This window comes from Dietzia sp. IBK-p2-16D, from assembly GCF_057773085.1.
This window is the reverse complement of sequence record NZ_JBYMTL010000001.1, coordinates 688003-703853: the sequence shown is the minus strand read 5'-3', so window position 1 is coordinate 703853 and position 15851 is coordinate 688003. Positions and strand designations below refer to the sequence as shown.

Genomic DNA, 15851 nt, shown 5'->3' with positions numbered 1-15851 from the left:
ACTCCTGCTGACGCCGGGGCGGATTCGGGCCCGCCAGAAGGCGACCCGACATTCGTGAAGAACCTACCACCGGGTCCGGTCGGGGCCGGTCAGCTCTGGTACGGCTCCGCGGTCACGATGGTGACGGAGACCGTCTTGCCGTTGGGGGCGGTGTACTCGCGGGACTCACCGTTCTTGGCGCCGAGCACGGCCTTGCCCAGCGGGGACTCGGGGGAGTAGATCTCCAGATCGTCCTTGCCGGAGCCCTCGCCGCGGGTACCGATGAGGAAGGTCTCCTTGGTGTCCTCGTTGCCGTTGTAGTAGGCGCGGACGACGGAACCGATGAGCGCGACGCCGGACTCGGTGGGCGTCTCGCCGACCTGGGCGTTGGCCAGCAGGTCGTCGATCGTCCGGATGCGGGCCTCTTCCTGGCCCTGCTGCTCACGCGCGGCGTGGTAGCCGGCGTTCTCCTTGAGATCGCCCTCTTCGCGCCGCTCGTTGATCTCGGCGGCGATGGCCGGACGGTTGGCGATCAGCGCCTCCTTCTCGGCCATGAGGCGGTCGTACGATTCCTGGGTCAACCAGTGGACCTGGGTGTCGTTCGCCATGAGCGCACTCCAATCTGTTCGCGTGCGTAGATGTAAGAAAAACACGGCCCCGCGTAGATAGGGGCCGTGCTGATGCGCCGATTCTAACACAGGGCCCGCCGCCGGTCGGCCGGCGGAGCTGGACCCGACGACGGTCCCGTCCCTGGCCCTACCGGCGCAGGTAGTCGGGGACGTCGTCGCCACACCCGTAGACGTCGGCGACGAACGCGCGCCCGGTGGTGAAGACGGAGGCGTCGATCTGGATCGTGTTGTTCTCGGACGGCGGGACGTACACCTCGCGCCGGCCGAGCTCGCCCTTCGACTCCTCCTGGGCCCGGATGATGCAGTAGGCGGGCGTGCCGGGTTCCTCCCGGGTGACGGTGAACGACAGATCGACCCGGGTGTCGTCGACGACCTCCACCCCGATCGCCTCGCCGGTGATGTCGGGTGTCTGGTTGACCCTCCACATGGTGTAGACGCCCGCGACCAGGAGGCCGCCCACGAGCAGCGCGAGCACCACGGCGATGACCTTGCCCATCACGCGCGACCCGCGGTCGGCGTCTCCGTAGCGGTCGGCAGGCGGGCCCACGGGGTGCTGCGACGGGGCGTCCGACCTCGGCTCACTCATGGGAGCCAGGGTATCCGGGCGGCGCGCGGTCAGCGGTCGGGGGTCGTCGCCGGGGCCCGCCGCGGGCACCGCCGACCTCGCCGCCCATAGAATGGTGCGGTCATCCACTACGTGAAGAGAACGGCAGGTGCTCCGATGGCCGGTCTGCGGCTGATGGCGGTCCACGCCCACCCCGACGACGAGTCGTCCAAGGGCTCGGCGACCATGGCCAGGTACGCCGCCGAGGGCGTCCACGTACTGGTGGAGACGTGCACCGGGGGTGAGCGCGGTGACATCCTCAACCCCGCGATGGATCGCCCCGACATCACCGCGGACCTGCCCGCCGTGCGGGTGCGCGAGATGGCGCGCGCCGCCGACATCCTGGGGGTCGACCACCACTGGCTGGGGTACGTGGACTCGGGGTTGCCGGAGGGTGACCCCACGCCACCCTTGCCGGAGGGGTGCTTCGCACTGGCCGACGACGACGAGGTCACCGAGGCCCTGGTCCGCAGGATCCGTGAGTTCCGCCCGCACGTGATGATCACCTACGACGAGAACGGCGGGTATCCCCACCCGGATCACCTGAAGGTGCACTCGGCGTCGATGGCCGCGTACGAGGCCGCCGCCGACCCCGCCCGGTATGCGGATGCCGGCGAGCCGTGGGCGATCGCGAAGGTCTACTACACCCACGGCTTCCCCAAGAGCCGCCTCCAGCTGCTGGACGAGGAGCTGTTCGCCCGCGACGGCGTCCGCCACTTCGAGGAGTTCCTGTCCCGATGGGGCGACCGCCCGGACATCATGGAGCGGGTCACCACACGGGTGGAGTGCGCGGGCTACTTCGAGCAGCGCAACTCTGCTCTGCTGGCGCACGCCACTCAGATCGACCCGAATGGCTGGTTCTTCGCCGCACCCGTGGAGATGCAGCAGCGGGTGTGGCCCACCGAGGAGTTCGAGCTCGCCGCCAGCCGGGTGGGCTTCCCTGAGCTCGGTGAGGGAGAATACGAGACAGACCTGTTCGCGGGAGTCGACCCGTACGTCGCGCTCCCCGTCGGCCCGAGCACGAGTGAGGACGCACGATGATCACCCTGGGACCGGACGTCCAGATTCTGGCGTATCAGTCGGTGATGGTGCTCGCGCAAAACCAGTCGCCCGGTACGCCGGGGTACAACGACAACCCGGTGGGGCCCGAGTTCGGCAAGGCCTCGCCGATCGGCATTCCCGTGATCCTGCTGCTGCTCATCGCCACCGTGCTGCTCATTCGCAACATGAACAAGCACATCAAGAACCTGCCGGAGAGCTTCGACGCCGAGCACCCCGAGCCGGATCAGCTCGCCGACGAGGGCACCGACCGTGGAGCCGTCCCGCCCCTGTCTCAGTCCGACGGGCAGCCCGACCCCCGCTGAGCCCGACATTCCGAATCCAGCACACGATCCGCCCCTCAGATGTCGATCCGCCCTGCGGGTCCCGCGAGCGAATCGACGTCTGAAGGGCGGATCGTGATGGGGCGGGACCTGCCCGCCGGTTCAGCGGCCCAGGAGGTCGCCCATCGGGACGAAGTCGCTGAACTCGTCGTCGTCGGTCTTGCGTCCCCGACCGGAGTCCGCGCGCGTCGGTGCCACCGCGCCGGCGGTGACCCCCGCGAACCTCAGCATGTAATCGGAGAGCTCGGTGCCCACCCGGGCCGTACGGGTGCGCAGTGAGTCCTCCTCCCCGTCGGTGGCGACGGCGCCGAAGTCCTCCGCCGCCGCGAACACGGTGGTGGGGACGATGTCGGCCTTGAGGTAGGCGAACATCGGCCGCAGTGCGTAGTCGACCGCGAGCGAGTGCCGTGCGGTCCCGCCGGTCGCTCCGAGCGCGACCGGTACCCCGGCGAGCGTGCCCGGGTCAATGACGTCGAACAGTGACTTGAACAGGCCCGAGTACGACTGGTTGTAGATCGGCGTCACCGCGATCAGTCCGTCCGCCCGGCCGATCTCGTCGATCGCCGCGGAGAGTTTCTCCCCGGGAAAGCGGGTGAAGGTGGCGTCGACGACCTCGTGCGCCAGTTCGCGCGCCTCGAGGACCGTCACGTCGACCGCCCGGCCGTGGCGTGCGAGGGCGTCCCGGGTCGCGACGGTGAGTTGGTCGGCGAGCATCCGGGTGCTGGAGGGCACGGAGGTTCCGGCGGCGACGACGACGAGGTTAAGCGGTCGCTCGGTAGTGCTACCGGGATGGTCGTGGTGCGTGGTGGTCACTTGGACTCCTTCCCGGCCGGCGCCTCGGCGAGGCGGGCCTGGTTCCGGCGTGCGCGGGCCAGCGACTGCTCCTGGGCGAGCTGCCCGCCCTCGGCGGTGAGGCCCGTCCAGTTGTCACCGGTTCCGAAGCGGTAGGCGTCGGAGTAGGCGGGATCGCCTGCGGCGGCCAGATCGGCGTCGCGGGCGGCGACCCGCGCCGAATGGGTGGGGCCGTCCGGCACGTGGGCCGGGCGCAGGGCGTCGAGCTCGCGGCGGAGGGTCGGCACGATCTCGGTACCCAGGATCTCGATCTGCTCCAGCACGGTCGTGCGGGGCAGGCCGGCGTGGTCGATGAGGAACAGCTGGCGCTGGTAGTCGCCCACGTGCTCGCGCATGGTCATGTACCGGTCGATGATCTGCTGCGGCGAGCCGACGGTCAGCGGGGTCTGGGCCGTGAAGTCCTCGAGCGACGGGCCGTGGCCGTAGACCGGGGCGTTGTCGAAGTACGGGCGGAACTCGTTGACCGCGTCCTGGCTGTTGGCGCGCGCGAAGAACTGGCCGCCGAGGCCGACGATCGCCTGGTCTGCGGAGCCGTGCCCGTAGTGCTCGTAGCGGCGGCGGTACAGCTCGACCATCTGCTTGGTGTGGTGGATCGGCCAGAAGATGTTGTTGTGGAAGAAGCCGTCACCGTAGAACGCGGCCTGCTCGGCGATCTGCGGCGAGCGGATCGATCCGTGCCACACGAAGGGAGCGACGCCGTCCAGCGGGCGCGGGGTCGAGGTGAACTGCTGGAGCGCCGTGCGGAACTTGCCCTCCCAGTCCACGACGTCCTCGTGCCACAGGCGGTGGAGCAGCTCGTAGTTCTCGATCGCGATCGGCAGCCCCTGCCGGATGTCCTGGCCGAACCACGGGTACACCGGCCCGGTGTTCCCGCGGCCCATCGTCAGGTCGACCCGGCCACCGGACAGGTGCTGCAGCATGGCGTAGTCCTCGGCGATCTTCACCGGGTCGTTGGTGGTGATGAGCGTGGTGGCAGTCGACAGGATGATCTCGGAGGTCCTGCCGGCGACGTAGCCCAGGGTCGTGGTGGGGGAGGACGTCACGAACGGCGGGTTGTGGTGTTCACCCAGCGCGAAGACGTCCAGGCCCACCTGCTCGGCCAGAGTGGCGTACTCGACGATCGACTCCAGCCGCTCGTGCTCGGTGGGTATCCGCCCGCTGGTGGGGTCCGGGGTGATGTCGGCGATGCTGAAGATTCCGAACTGCATGATGATGGCCTCTCGTCTGTTGGTGATCCCATCGTAACTTGCTGACATGTCAAACAAAAGGCCGGGACGTGGTATTCCCCTCACATGGCGGGTGCCGCCCGGCCTCGACTCTGCGCGAGTCCGGTGACCCTTTGTCGCGCGGAACGACTTCGGGCCGCGAAGACACCGTCATGGTGAACGGTCGACGAGTCCCCTATGTCCGTAACAGCAGGTTCGAGGCGAAGCGGGCGTCCCGAATGCTCGCAGAGCACGTCGGGTTCCCGGTGCCGGTTATCGGGTTGATAGCGGTCGTGGGCGCGCGACGCGGCTTCACGGTGAAGGCCCAGCCTGCAGACGGTGCGGTTGCAGTTGTCCCGCGACGGGGGATCGGCCGATTCCTCACGACTCAACCGCGTCGCCTGGGCTTGCGCGAGATCGACGCGATCCATGAGGTGGCCCGGCGGTCGACCACCTGGGAACGCTGACGCCCGGTCGGCATCAAGCCGCGCGGGCCGCGGCGTGCCTGGCGGCCCCGGCGTGGACGGATTCGCAGCCGCCCGTGGGGATGGCGTCTCGCCTGCGCATCGGTACACGCCAGACGCCATGGCGGCGGGCGGCTGTGCCCTGGACGATCAGGCGCGCGAGCAAGACGCCAGGCGCGGGAGCGGCTGCGGGGTGACTCCGGCCGGCCCGGGTCCGTCTGCTACGGTGTCAGCCATGTCGAACGCTCGCGCATATTGGCGCTTTATGTGGGCTCCGGGTGGAGCCCGCGCCGCGAGCGCACGCGTCCGCTAGTCGGACGTCTCGACACCCGGAGCCCAGAGGCGGTGACCACCATGGTCGCCGCCTCCCGCCTTTCCAGACGGCGGGTCCGGGTGCGCGAGTCACAGGGCACCGAAGAGATCACGGCATCCGGCCCGCCACGACCACACCGCCAGGAGTGCACAGCCGTGACCATCACCGCCGAGAATCCCACCCAGACCGCCGACCGGCGCGTCCTGTCCTACTCTCCGCTGCCGACGCCGACCGAGATCCTCGGCGAGCTCCCGCTGGGCGAAGCCCGTGAGGCGTTGGTCGAGCGCAGCCGCGCCGAGGTCGCCGATGTGCTGGCCGGCCGCGACGACCGTCTGATCGTGGTCGTCGGACCCTGCTCCGTCCACGACACCGAGGCCGCGCTCGACTACGCCGCGCGACTCGCGGCGCTGGCCGAGGAGACGGCCGAGGACCTGTTGATCGTCATGCGCGTGTACTTCGAGAAGCCGCGCACGACGGTGGGATGGAAGGGTCTCATCAACGACCCCGCGCTCGACGGCAGCTACGACATCCCGCGCGGCCTGCGCACCGCCCGCAAGCTGCTGCTCGACGTGCTCGACCTGGGCCTGCCCGTGGGCACCGAGTTTCTCGAGCCGACCAGCCCGCAGTACATCGCCGACGCCGTGTCCTGGGGCGCGATCGGCGCCCGCACCACGGAGAGCCAGGTGCACCGCCAGCTCGTCTCGGGCCTGTCGATGCCTGTGGGCTTCAAGAACGGGACCGACGGCGAGGTCCAGGTCGCGGTGGACGGCTGCCGGTCGTCGGCGGCGCGGCACGTCTTCTTCGGCACCGACGCCGAGGGGCGCGCGGCGGTCGTGGAGACCGCGGGCAACACCGACTGCCACGTGATCCTGCGTGGTGGCACCGCGGGGCCCAACCACGATCCCGAGTCCGTCGCCTCGGCGGTGGCGGCGGTCGGGAAGGTCGGGCTGCCCGGTCTTGTGATGGTGGACGCGAGCCACGCCAACTCGGGCAAGTCGCACGAGCGGCAGGCCGAGGTCGTGGCCGAGCTCGCCGAGCGGATCGGCGCGGGGGAGCCGGGGATCTCCGGGTTGATGATCGAGAGCTTCCTCGAGCCGGGTGCCCAGTCGGTGGAGGCCGACGAACTGGTCTACGGCCAGTCCGTCACGGACGCGTGCATCGGGTGGGACACCACCGCCGACAGCCTGCGCGCGCTCGCCACCGCCGTCCGGCGGGGCCGACGCGGCTGAGCCCCCGCGGGCCGCTCGCCGGCCGCTCCCCGGCCGCGCCCGGACCGGCGAGGGGCACGACGGGGCAGGCGGCGGCGCGCGGTACCCTTTTCGCGTGGCCGTCTCCTTCCCCCTGTATTCGATCTACGAGGCGCGACTGCGCTCGTCGCTCGAGGGTGCGAAGCTGCCGCGTCACGTCGCGGTGATGTGCGACGGCAATCGCCGGTGGGCCAAGGAGGCGGGGTTCACCGACGTCGCGCACGGTCACCGGGCGGGCGCGGTCAAGATCGCCGAGATGCTGGGGTGGTGTGACGACCTCGGCGTGGACGTGGCCACCATCTACCTGCTCAGCACGGAGAATCTCGGTCGCGATGCCGAGGAACTCGATGAACTGCTGCAGATCATCGCGGACGTGGTGGACGAGATCACCGCCCCGGGCAAGAACTGGGAGGTCCGGATCGTCGGGCGCCTGGAGGTGCTCCCGGACTGGCTGGCCGATCGGCTGCGCCACGCGGAGCAGGTGAGCAGGGGCCGGCCGGGCGTCAAGGTCAACGTCGCGGTGGGGTACGGCGGGCGGCAGGAGATCGCCGACGCCGCCCGCGAGCTGGTCCAGGAACTGATCGACAAGGGCTGCAACGGGCAGGAGCTGGTCGACGCGATCACCGTCGACGGCATCGGCGAGCACCTCTACACCTCGGGCCAGCCCGACCCGGACCTCGTCATCCGCACCTCTGGCGAGCAGCGGCTCTCGGGCTTCCTGCTGTGGCAGAGCGCGTACTCGGAGATCTGGTTCACCGAGGCGTACTGGCCGGCGTTCCGGCGGGTGGATTTCCTCCGGGCGATGCGCGAGTACGGAGCCCGCAACCGCCGGTTCGGACAGTGATGGCCGACGCGGAGGCGACGCGGGCACCGGTTGGGGTGGGCGACGTGTTCACCGTCCGCGCCGTGTGCGTGGTCGACCACCTGATCGAGGTGCCCGGCCGGGTCGGCGTCACGGCGATCGACAAGCGGCCCGTCGACGGACCCGTCCAAGTGCGCGAGTACGGACTCCACGGTGACGTGCAGGCCGACCGCCAGCACCACGGAGGGGTGTGGAAGGCCGTCTACCTGCTGTCGGAGTCCGACGTCGAGCAGTGGGAGCCGGAGTTCGGCGGCCCGATCCCACCCGGGTTCTTCGGTGAGAACCTGCGCGTGACCGGCGTCGACACCTCGCAGTTGCAGATCGGCACCGTGCTGGAGGTGGGCCGCCTGCGCATGGAGGTCACCACCCCGCGGATCCCGTGTCAGACCTTCGGCCACCACGTGGGCAAGCCGCGCTGGGTGCGTCGTTTCACCGAGGGCGGGCGGCCTGGCGCGTACGCGCGGGTCCTCACCGCGGGCCCAGTCGGGGCCGGGGATGAGATCCGGGTGGTCGCCGTGCCCACGCACGGGGTCACGATCGGGCGGGTCTTCGCCGGGGTCGACGACGACGAGTCCCGGCGGCTCCTCGACGAGTACGCGCTGTCCGACCTGGCGCCCAGTCTGGTCCGGAAGCTGGATCCGGCCACCGACGACAGGCCCGTGGACGCGGACTGACCGGGCCTGCGCCCGCGCGGAGTGGCTCGGCCGCGGAATCGCTCAGCTGCGGGGCTCGGCCAGGTGGTCCCACACCGGACCCGCGGTACGCCACAACTCGGGCGCCTGCTCGAGGCCCACGTCGGGTAACCGGAAGGCGCCGCCGCCACCGGCAGCTGTGACGACAAGGGTGGCCAGTCCGGCGCGCCGCTGGAGAGGTGAGCGCCGGATGTTGCAGCCGAGTATCCCCTCGCGCTCGAGGATGTCCGTGCGCCGCAGCAGCGACCCCTTGCGCAGGGCTACCACCCCTCCGGTGACCGCGTGCCCGAGCCCTCGCGCGTTGTCGACGGCGGCCCAGAGCGCCACTGCCGCGCTCGTCGCGAACGCGAGCACGGGGACCGACCAGAGCCATACCCAGATCACCGCCGGCACCAGCCCCACGGCCGTGAGGACGGCGATGACCGCGGTCGCGCGTACGAGTCGGCGGCGGCGAGCGGCGGACGGATGGGCGACGAGACCGGTGGGCACGGGCTCCCGGAGAACCTCCCGGGCGACGCCGGCCGGTACGTCGCGCGGCGCGGCAGGTACGAGCCCGGGGCTCTGCTTCTGCTTGCCGTCCTCGTCCTTGCCGATACCGACGCCCGAGGCGATCACATCGAGCCGTGCGGCGCCCAGAGCGCGGAACCCCGGGGGTTCGTGGAGCGTCACTCCTCGGATACGCCGGCCGTCGAAGGTGGTGTGACGACCCACCACCAGACCGCGCCGCAATTCCAGTGATCCGTCCTCGTGATGGTCGAGTCGTAGGTTCCACCAGTTCTCGATGAACAGGGCCACCGACGCGATCGTCCCCGCCAGGAGGGCGAGCACCAGGACCCCGACAGCGATGACGGGGATCGGCAGGCCGCCGATGCGGTTCCAGATCCATGCCAGCACCTCGGGGACGGCGCCGAACCAGTCGGCGACCTGCAGCACGAGCCCGATCCCCAGGAGGCCGAACAGCGGCGTCATGACGCTGGCGGGGGCGTAGCGGACCCACCGCGGGTCGAGGCGGAGAATCTCGCTGGTGTCGGTGGTGGCCCGTTCGGCGAGCAGGCGTCGACGCAGGTCCTCGGCGGCCACGCGGTCGAGCGCGCCGAGGGTCATACGCGATCCGTCGGTCTCGCCGCTGGCCAGGCGGACCGTGGCGATGCCCAGCCGGCGTTGGACGATGTCCGCGGAGATCTCGACGTTGCGCACCCTGCTCGTGGACAGTGTCGTGGTGGTGCTCGACAGGAAGCTGACGCGGCGCTCGATGCGGTGGGGATCGACCCGGTACCGGGTGACAGCCAGACGGACGGTCTCGCCGACGGCGGCCGCGGCGGTACCGACGAGGGTGCCTCCTACCGTCCAGAGCAGTACCCAGCCGAGGCCGAGGCCGCTGAGCAGCATGCCCAGGGCGACTGGCACCGCCGTGGCGGCTAACGCGGCGGCCGCCACCGTCGTCGTGGCGGGGATCGTTCGGGGGTCCAGGCGTACCCAACCGTCGTCATGGGTGGTCATGTCGCGTCCCGCTGATCGTCCTCGGCGAGGAGGGTGAGTCGGTCGGCCATCTCATCGGCCTGCATTGCGTCGAGGGCGCTGATGCGCACCGCGCCCTTGGACGAGGCGGTGGTGACCACCACGGTGGCGAGGCCGAACTGTCGTTGGAGCGGGCCGCGGGTCTTGTCGACGGTCTGGACCCGCGACAGGGGAGCCGCCCGCCACTCCTCCCAGAACAGCCCACTACGGCTGTAGACAGCGGTGTCGGTGGCCTCCCAGCGGTGGATGGCCCACCGGACCCGCGGGACCACGACAAGCGCGGCGACGGTGAGGACCGCCCACACGGCCGCCGCCGCGAGCAGCCACGGGGTGAGCAGCAGGCCCAGTACGAACAGCACAGGCAGGGGCCAGAGCGTCCACAGCGCGACCTGCGCCGTCCACCATCGTCGGCACCGGGGGTCGACGTGATTCCGGGGCGGACGGAGGCCGAGTCGAGTCCCGAGTTGAGTCGCATTCACGGCTCCACCCTAAGCCGATTATGGGACGCTGATCCGCATGGGACTCCTCCGGCGATACCGGGCGACCGGCGCAGACCTGCCCTTCGGCGATCCGCTCCGCGCACACGACGTGGCCATGGAGGGGTACTTCCTCCGCGTCACCGACCGCGAGCGCGGGCGCGTCGTGATCGCCCTCATCGGGGTCAACCGGGGACCCGACGGGCACTGGGCGACGCTCGGGCTCGCCTCCGACGAGGCGCCGATCCCGATCGAGGCCGGTGGGTCGCGCAGGGACGGAGACGGGGGTTCGTCGTCGTCGTCGTCGTTCTCGTCGTCCTCCACGCTGCGCCTCATGGCCGCGCCCGACGGCTGGGCCGACCCGGGCCGGATCGGCGCCCGTTCCGGCGAACTGTTCGAGTACCGACCCGACTGGGTCCGCGTCGACATGGGGGAGGGCGCTCGCCTGCACGTGGACATCACCGACCCGGTGCAGTGGCCGCACCACGCCGTCGGCGGCTCGAGCATCTTCCAGTCCGTCCCCGCGCTCAACCAGTACTGGCATCCCTGGTTGCTCGGCGGTCGCGCTTCCGGGTGGGCCGAGCTCGACGGCGAGCGCTGGGAGTTCGCCGGCGCCGAGGTGTACGGGGAAAAGAACTGGGGTGCCGAGGGTTTCCCCGACTCGTGGTGGTGGGGGCAGGCGCAGGCGTTCTCCGAGCCGAACACGTGCGTGGCGTTCGCCGGCGGGCAGATCCACTCCGGGCCCCTGCGCACCGAGGTGACGGCCGTTGTCGTGCGACTACCCGGCGGGAAGGTGATCCGGCTGGGCAACCCGGTGGTCTCGCCGGTCCGCGCCGGGGTCACCGATGAGCGGTGGGAGTTCGAGGGTCGCGGCTACGGCTGGCAGGTGCGCATCAGCGGGCGTTCGCCCCTGGATCGTGCGCACGTGTTGCCGGTCCCGCTGCCGTCGGAGAAACGGAATTCCGCCGGGTCGATCGAGCACCTCGCTGGAGAGCTCGAGGTGGAGGTGCGACGGCACGGTCGGCTGGTGTGGTCGGACCGGAGCTCTCTGGCCGCCCTCGAGCACGGTGGACTCGACCGGGCCGAGGCCGAGCTGCGGCGGCGGGGTGTTCCGGAGGGCGAGACGGGGGCGCCGCCGGTGTAGGCGGCCACCTCGCCCGCGGCGTCAGATCTTGCGCAGGCGCAGCCGCTGGATGGAGTGGTCCGAGTTCTTGCGCAGCACCAGCGTCGCGCGCGGCCGGGTCGGCAGGATGTTCTCCACCAGGTTCGGGCGGTTGATCGACATCCAGATCTCGCGGGCGGCGAGCCGGGCCGCCTGGTCGGACAGGTCCGCGTAGTGCGCGAAGTGCGAGTTGGGGTTGGAGAACGACGTGCTGCGCAGTTCGAGGAAGCGCTCGACGTACCACTGCTCGATGTCCTCGATGCGCGCGTCGACGTAGAGCGAGAAGTCGAACAGGTCCGAGACCATGAGGCGCGGCCCGGTCTGCAGGACGTTGAGGCCCTCCACGATGAGGATGTCCGGGCGGCGGACCTCGATGAACTCGTCGGGCACGATGTCGTACTTGGTGTGTGAGTACACGGGGGCACGCACGACCGGTGCACCGGACTTGACCTCGGTGACGAACCGTAGGAGGGCGCGTCGGTCGTAGGACTCCGGGTAGCCCTTGCGGTGCATCAGCCCACGCCGCTGGAGCTCGCGGTTGGGGTGGAGGAAACCGTCGGTGGTGATGAGGTCCACCCGGGGGTGGGAGTCCCAGCGGGTGAGCAGCGCGCGCAGCACACGGGCGGAGGTGGACTTACCGACCGCCACCGATCCGGCCACCCCGATCACGAACGGCATGGGGGCGTCCACGGTCTCGCCGAGGAACAGGTTGGTCGACTGGAACAGCCGCTGCCGGGCGGAAACCTGCAGGTGGATGAGTCGACTAAGTGGCAGGTAGATCTCCGCGATCTCGTCCAGATCGAGGTGCTCGCCGAGGCCGCGCAGGCCCTCGAGGTCCTGTTCGGTGAGCACCATGGGCATCGCACGACGCAGCCGCCGCCAGCTCCGGCGGTCGAACTCGACGTACGGCGTGTAGTCGCCGGCATGTCTGCTCACGGTTCCCGATTGTGGCAGGTGGCCACGGGGGAGGGGGTGTCAGGGTGGCGTGGCACTAGACTGACGACGACGACGACGAGACGAGCCGTGGCCCCACACGATTCGTACGCAGTGAGAAGCCCACGCGCGAGGAGCAACGATGACCGACCCGAACACCGACGTGTTCACTGCCTCCCTGTCCGAGCTCGATCCGGAGGTCGCCGAGGCGATGGCCGGCGAGCTCGCACGACAGCGAGACACGCTCGAGATGATCGCGTCGGAGAACTTCGTGCCGCGCTCGGTCCTGCAGGCGCAGGGTTCCGTGCTCACGAACAAATACGCCGAGGGCTACCCGGGCCGGCGCTACTACGGCGGGTGCGAGCACGTCGACGTGGTGGAGAACCTCGCGCGGGACCGCGCCAAGGAGGTCTTCGGCGCCAAGTACGCGAACGTCCAGCCCCACGCGGGCGCCCAGGCCAACGCCGCGGTGCTCATGGCGCTCGCGAAGCCGGGCTCCAAGATCATGGGCCTGTCGCTGGCTCACGGTGGGCACCTCACGCACGGGATGAAGCTCAACTTCTCCGGCCAGCTCTACGAGGTCGCCGCCTACGAGGTGGACCCGGAGACCATGCAGGTCAACATGGACACCGTCCGTGAGATGGCGCTGGCGGAGAAGCCGGATGTCATCATCGCCGGCTGGTCGGCCTACCCGCGGACCCTGGATTTCGCCAAGTTCCGCGAGATCGCCGACGAGGTCGGCGCCAAGCTGTGGGTGGACATGGCCCACTTCGCCGGCCTCGTGGCCGCCGGCCTGCACCCGAGCCCCGTCCCGCACGCCGACGTCGTGTCCACCACCGTGCACAAGACGCTCGGCGGGCCGCGCTCGGGCATGATCCTCACCAACGACCTCGACCTGTTCAAGAAGCTCAACTCGTCGGTGTTCCCGGGCCAGCAGGGAGGCCCGCTCATGCACGCGATCGCCGCCAAGGCGACCGCGATGAAGATCGCCGGGACCGAGCAGTTCCGCGAGCGTCAGCAGCGCACCCTCGAGGGCGCCGCGATCCTCGCCGAGCGGCTGACCGCCCAGGACTGCCGTGACGCCGGCGTCTCCGTGCTCACCGGCGGCACCGACGTTCACCTGGTGCTGGTCGACCTCCGCGACTCCCAGCTCGACGGCCAGCAGGCAGAGGACCTCCTCCACGAGGTGGGCATCACGGTGAACCGCAACGCGGTGCCGTTCGACCCGCGTCCGCCGATGGTGACCTCGGGCCTGCGGATCGGCACGCCCGCGCTGGCCACCCGCGGGTTCGAGACCGCCGACTTCCGTGAGGTCGCGGACATCATCGGCACCGCGCTGGCCGCGGGCTCGGGTGCGGACGTCACCGCCCTGCGCGAGCGCGTGTCCGCGCTGGCCGCGTCGAAGCCGCTGTACGAGGGGCTCGAGGACTGGAAGATCCTGGGCTGACGCGCCCACCACTCCGACGAGAAACCCCCGCAGCCCGGCTGCGGGGGTTTCTGCCGTCCCGGAGATGACCCGGTGGCGGTGGTTCAGTCGGTGAAGCGGACCTTGGGGCTGCGGCAGATGAGCAGGCGCCGGACCTTGTCGTCCTCGGTGAGCTGGGCGCTGGCGTTGAAGCTCGCCTCGAACTCGCCGTCCCTGCGGGTCTCCCCGAGGCACAGCTCGGTGTCCCCGACGCGGGTGCCGCTGAGGATGTGGTGCGTCAGGACGCTCTTCTCACGCTGCTCGAGGTAGACCACCAGTCCGGCGCGGTCACCGTCGAACTCGGCCGCGGACTCGCCCTTGGAGAAGAGGATGGACAGCTGGAAGTCGTCGGTGATGTGGTCGAGCACCCGGTCGGGGTCGTCCGAGTCCATGATCTCGAACCAGGCGTGCAGCAGGGGGGTGTCGGTGGACATGGGTGGTGCTCCGTTCATCGGTCGAGGGTGGGGGAGACGAGCCCGAGCTCCGGGTCGAAGGCGACCTGGTACCCGGCGATCAGTCCGTCGTCGCCGATCCTCGCGGAGGCCAGGAAGTGCCCGGTGATGGTCACCCCGTCCTCGACGACCGCCCCGTAGACGAACTCGAGTTCACCCTCACGGGTCGCGTGGGTGGGGACGTGGCGACGATCCACCGGGCCCCGGCCCTCGAGGTACTCGCGTACCCCCTGTCGGTTCTCGCCACGGACAGCGGCGCCGGGGAGGATGATGGCGAACGAGACCCCGGGCGCCAGGAGTTCCAGCCCCCCGTCGAGGTCGCCCGCGTCGATCTTCGCGTAATAGGAGACGAGCGTGGATTCGGTCAGCGACATGAATCGAACTTAGTTCAGTTGGCACCCGGTTTTCAAGGGGCTTGCGTGACGCGGCTCACCGTGTTGTCATGGGATGAACTGAACTCGGCTCAATTGCAGCGTTAGTGGAGGAACCCCGTGACCCAGCACCGTCGGACGGCCCAGCCAGAAGCTGATCCCTCGATCATCCTCCCCTCCGAGGAACGGGAGGAGCTGAGGTCTGTCATCGCCCAGTTCGTCGCTCGCCACGCCACCCACGAGCAGGTGCGTACCTCGACCGAGACGGACCCCGGTTTCTCCCGGGCCAGGTGGGCCACCCTCAACGACGAGCTGGAGATCTCCGCCCTGGCGGTCCCCGAGGAGCTCGGCGGGCACGGGTTCGGCTTCGGCGACCTCGGGGTGGTGCTCGAGGAGACCGGTGCCGCACTGCTGCCCGAGCCGATCCTCGCCAGCGCGGTGGTCGGGTGCCGGGCCCTGGTCCGGGCGGACGACACCGACGCGATCTCCGGGCTGCTCGGGGACGTCATCGCTGGGCGGGCCACCCTCGCGGTGGCGCTCGACGCGACCGTGGCCCTCGACGGCGACGGCGGGGTGGGAGCCGAGCAGAAGATCGAGGGGGTGCTCTGGGGTGCCGCGGCCGACCACCTCGTCGTCGTCGCCACCGACAACGGTTCCGACGTCCTCGCGGTGATCGACCTCGCTGACGCCTCCCGTCACCCCAGGGAGGTCATGGACCTCACCCGACGGCGGGCCGACGTGGACCTCGCGGGCGCACCAGCACGAGTCATCGTGGGTCCGCAGCGGCTCGGGGAGGTGCTCGCCGAACTCCGACGCGTCCAGTCCGCGGCCCTCGCGGCCGAGCACGCCGGGATCGCCTCACATCTGGTGGACGCCACGGTCGCCTACGTGCAGCAGCGTCAGCAGTTCGGCCGGACCATCGGGTCGTTTCAAGCCATCAAACACCGGCTCGCCGACATGCTGGTCGACCGCGAGCGGGCCCGCGCCGCCGCGATGTACGCGATGGCGATCCTCGACGAGCCCGACGCCCCCGATGCCGAGATCGCGGTGGCCGTCGCCTCCTCCGTGTGCGCCGACGCCGCCACCCGCAGCGCCTACGAGGCCATCCAGCTGCACGGCGGGATCGGGTTCACCTGGGAACACTCCGCCCACTTCTACCTGCGTCGCGTCCTCGGGGACGAGGGGGCGTTCGGAGGGGGCCGGGAGGCCCGCCGCGCCGTCGCCGACCTGGTCGGGGTCTGAGTC

17 protein-coding genes are annotated in these 15851 nt (G+C 70.3%); 8 read left to right on the top strand and 9 right to left on the bottom strand.

Annotated features, from left to right (window positions below; translation table 11 throughout):
* Positions 1–89: 89 nt before the first annotated feature.
* On the bottom strand, positions 90–587 hold the full coding sequence (gene greA / locus AC3DE3_RS03375) for a transcription elongation factor GreA (RefSeq protein WP_488368943.1): 498 nt from the start codon (positions 585–587) through the stop codon (positions 90–92).
* A 148-nt stretch (positions 588–735) separates the two neighbouring features.
* Complete coding sequence (locus tag AC3DE3_RS03370) at positions 736–1194, bottom strand: DUF4307 domain-containing protein (RefSeq protein WP_488368942.1); 459 nt, start codon at positions 1192–1194, stop codon at positions 736–738.
* 135 nt (positions 1195–1329) lie between these two features.
* Here AC3DE3_RS03370 and mca point away from each other — a divergent pair, with 135 nt between their 5' ends.
* Together mca and AC3DE3_RS03360 are read left to right on the top strand one after the other, a co-directional pair.
* The gene (gene mca, locus AC3DE3_RS03365; protein WP_488368941.1) at positions 1330–2253 is read left to right on the top strand and encodes a mycothiol conjugate amidase Mca; all 924 of its coding nucleotides are present in this window, start codon (positions 1330–1332) and stop codon (positions 2251–2253) included.
* Complete coding sequence (locus tag AC3DE3_RS03360) at positions 2250–2576, top strand: hypothetical protein (RefSeq protein WP_260488082.1); 327 nt, start codon at positions 2250–2252, stop codon at positions 2574–2576. Before mca ends, AC3DE3_RS03360 begins: the two co-directional genes overlap by 4 nt.
* Positions 2577–2696: 120 nt before the next feature.
* Here AC3DE3_RS03360 and AC3DE3_RS03355 read toward each other — a convergent pair whose 3' ends face one another.
* Both AC3DE3_RS03355 and AC3DE3_RS03350 read right to left on the bottom strand, forming a co-directional pair.
* Positions 2697–3407, bottom strand: coding sequence for a CE1759 family FMN reductase (locus AC3DE3_RS03355; RefSeq protein ID WP_488368940.1), 711 nt, complete (start codon positions 3405–3407; stop codon positions 2697–2699).
* On the bottom strand, positions 3404–4654 hold the full coding sequence (locus AC3DE3_RS03350) for an LLM class flavin-dependent oxidoreductase (protein ID WP_260488080.1): 1251 nt from the start codon (positions 4652–4654) through the stop codon (positions 3404–3406). The genes AC3DE3_RS03355 and AC3DE3_RS03350 overlap by 4 nt, the downstream gene beginning before the upstream one ends.
* 929 nt (positions 4655–5583) lie before the next feature.
* Between AC3DE3_RS03350 and AC3DE3_RS03345 the strand changes: the two genes are divergently transcribed.
* The 3 genes from AC3DE3_RS03345 to AC3DE3_RS03335 all read left to right on the top strand — a co-directional run bounded on the left by AC3DE3_RS03345 (position 5584) and on the right by AC3DE3_RS03335 (position 8211).
* Positions 5584–6657 (top strand): 3-deoxy-7-phosphoheptulonate synthase, encoded by a 1074-nt coding sequence (locus tag AC3DE3_RS03345; RefSeq protein WP_260488079.1) that lies wholly within the window; start codon positions 5584–5586, stop codon positions 6655–6657.
* A gap of 94 nt (positions 6658–6751) precedes the next feature.
* Positions 6752–7519, top strand: coding sequence for an isoprenyl transferase (locus AC3DE3_RS03340; RefSeq protein WP_488368939.1), 768 nt, complete (start codon positions 6752–6754; stop codon positions 7517–7519).
* Positions 7519–8211, top strand: coding sequence for an MOSC domain-containing protein (locus tag AC3DE3_RS03335; RefSeq protein ID WP_488368938.1), 693 nt, complete (start codon positions 7519–7521; stop codon positions 8209–8211). Before AC3DE3_RS03340 ends, AC3DE3_RS03335 begins: the two co-directional genes overlap by 1 nt.
* Positions 8212–8253: 42 nt before the next feature.
* Here AC3DE3_RS03335 and AC3DE3_RS03330 read toward each other — a convergent pair whose 3' ends face one another.
* Both AC3DE3_RS03330 and AC3DE3_RS03325 read right to left on the bottom strand, forming a co-directional pair.
* Complete coding sequence (locus AC3DE3_RS03330; protein WP_488368937.1) at positions 8254–9729, bottom strand: PH domain-containing protein; 1476 nt, start codon at positions 9727–9729, stop codon at positions 8254–8256.
* Positions 9726–10226, bottom strand: coding sequence for a PH domain-containing protein (locus AC3DE3_RS03325; RefSeq protein ID WP_488368936.1), 501 nt, complete (start codon positions 10224–10226; stop codon positions 9726–9728). The genes AC3DE3_RS03330 and AC3DE3_RS03325 overlap by 4 nt, the downstream gene beginning before the upstream one ends.
* 37 nt (positions 10227–10263) lie before the next feature.
* Between AC3DE3_RS03325 and AC3DE3_RS03320 the strand changes: the two genes are divergently transcribed.
* The gene (locus AC3DE3_RS03320; protein ID WP_488368935.1) at positions 10264–11367 is read left to right on the top strand and encodes a tocopherol cyclase family protein; all 1104 of its coding nucleotides are present in this window, start codon (positions 10264–10266) and stop codon (positions 11365–11367) included.
* Between the two features lie 21 nt (positions 11368–11388).
* On the opposite strand, the gene coaA is transcribed toward AC3DE3_RS03320, so the two are convergent.
* On the bottom strand, positions 11389–12321 hold the full coding sequence (coaA, locus tag AC3DE3_RS03315; RefSeq protein WP_260488052.1) for a type I pantothenate kinase: 933 nt from the start codon (positions 12319–12321) through the stop codon (positions 11389–11391).
* Between the two features lie 139 nt (positions 12322–12460).
* On the opposite strand from coaA, the gene glyA reads away from it, so the two are divergent.
* On the top strand, positions 12461–13765 hold the full coding sequence (gene glyA / locus AC3DE3_RS03310; RefSeq protein WP_260488050.1) for a serine hydroxymethyltransferase: 1305 nt from the start codon (positions 12461–12463) through the stop codon (positions 13763–13765).
* Between the two features lie 83 nt (positions 13766–13848).
* Here glyA and AC3DE3_RS03305 read toward each other — a convergent pair whose 3' ends face one another.
* Together AC3DE3_RS03305 and AC3DE3_RS03300 are read right to left on the bottom strand one after the other, a co-directional pair.
* Positions 13849–14217 (bottom strand): hypothetical protein, encoded by a 369-nt coding sequence (locus AC3DE3_RS03305; RefSeq protein WP_488368934.1) that lies wholly within the window; start codon positions 14215–14217, stop codon positions 13849–13851.
* A 14-nt stretch (positions 14218–14231) separates the two neighbouring features.
* Positions 14232–14609 carry a nuclear transport factor 2 family protein gene (locus AC3DE3_RS03300; RefSeq protein WP_260488046.1) on the bottom strand — a complete coding sequence of 126 codons (378 nt, stop codon included), beginning with the start codon at positions 14607–14609 and terminating at the stop codon, positions 14232–14234.
* 117 nt (positions 14610–14726) lie between these two features.
* On the opposite strand from AC3DE3_RS03300, the gene AC3DE3_RS03295 reads away from it, so the two are divergent.
* Complete coding sequence (locus tag AC3DE3_RS03295) at positions 14727–15848, top strand: acyl-CoA dehydrogenase family protein (protein ID WP_260488044.1); 1122 nt, start codon at positions 14727–14729, stop codon at positions 15846–15848.
* Positions 15849–15851: the final 3 nt, after the last annotated feature.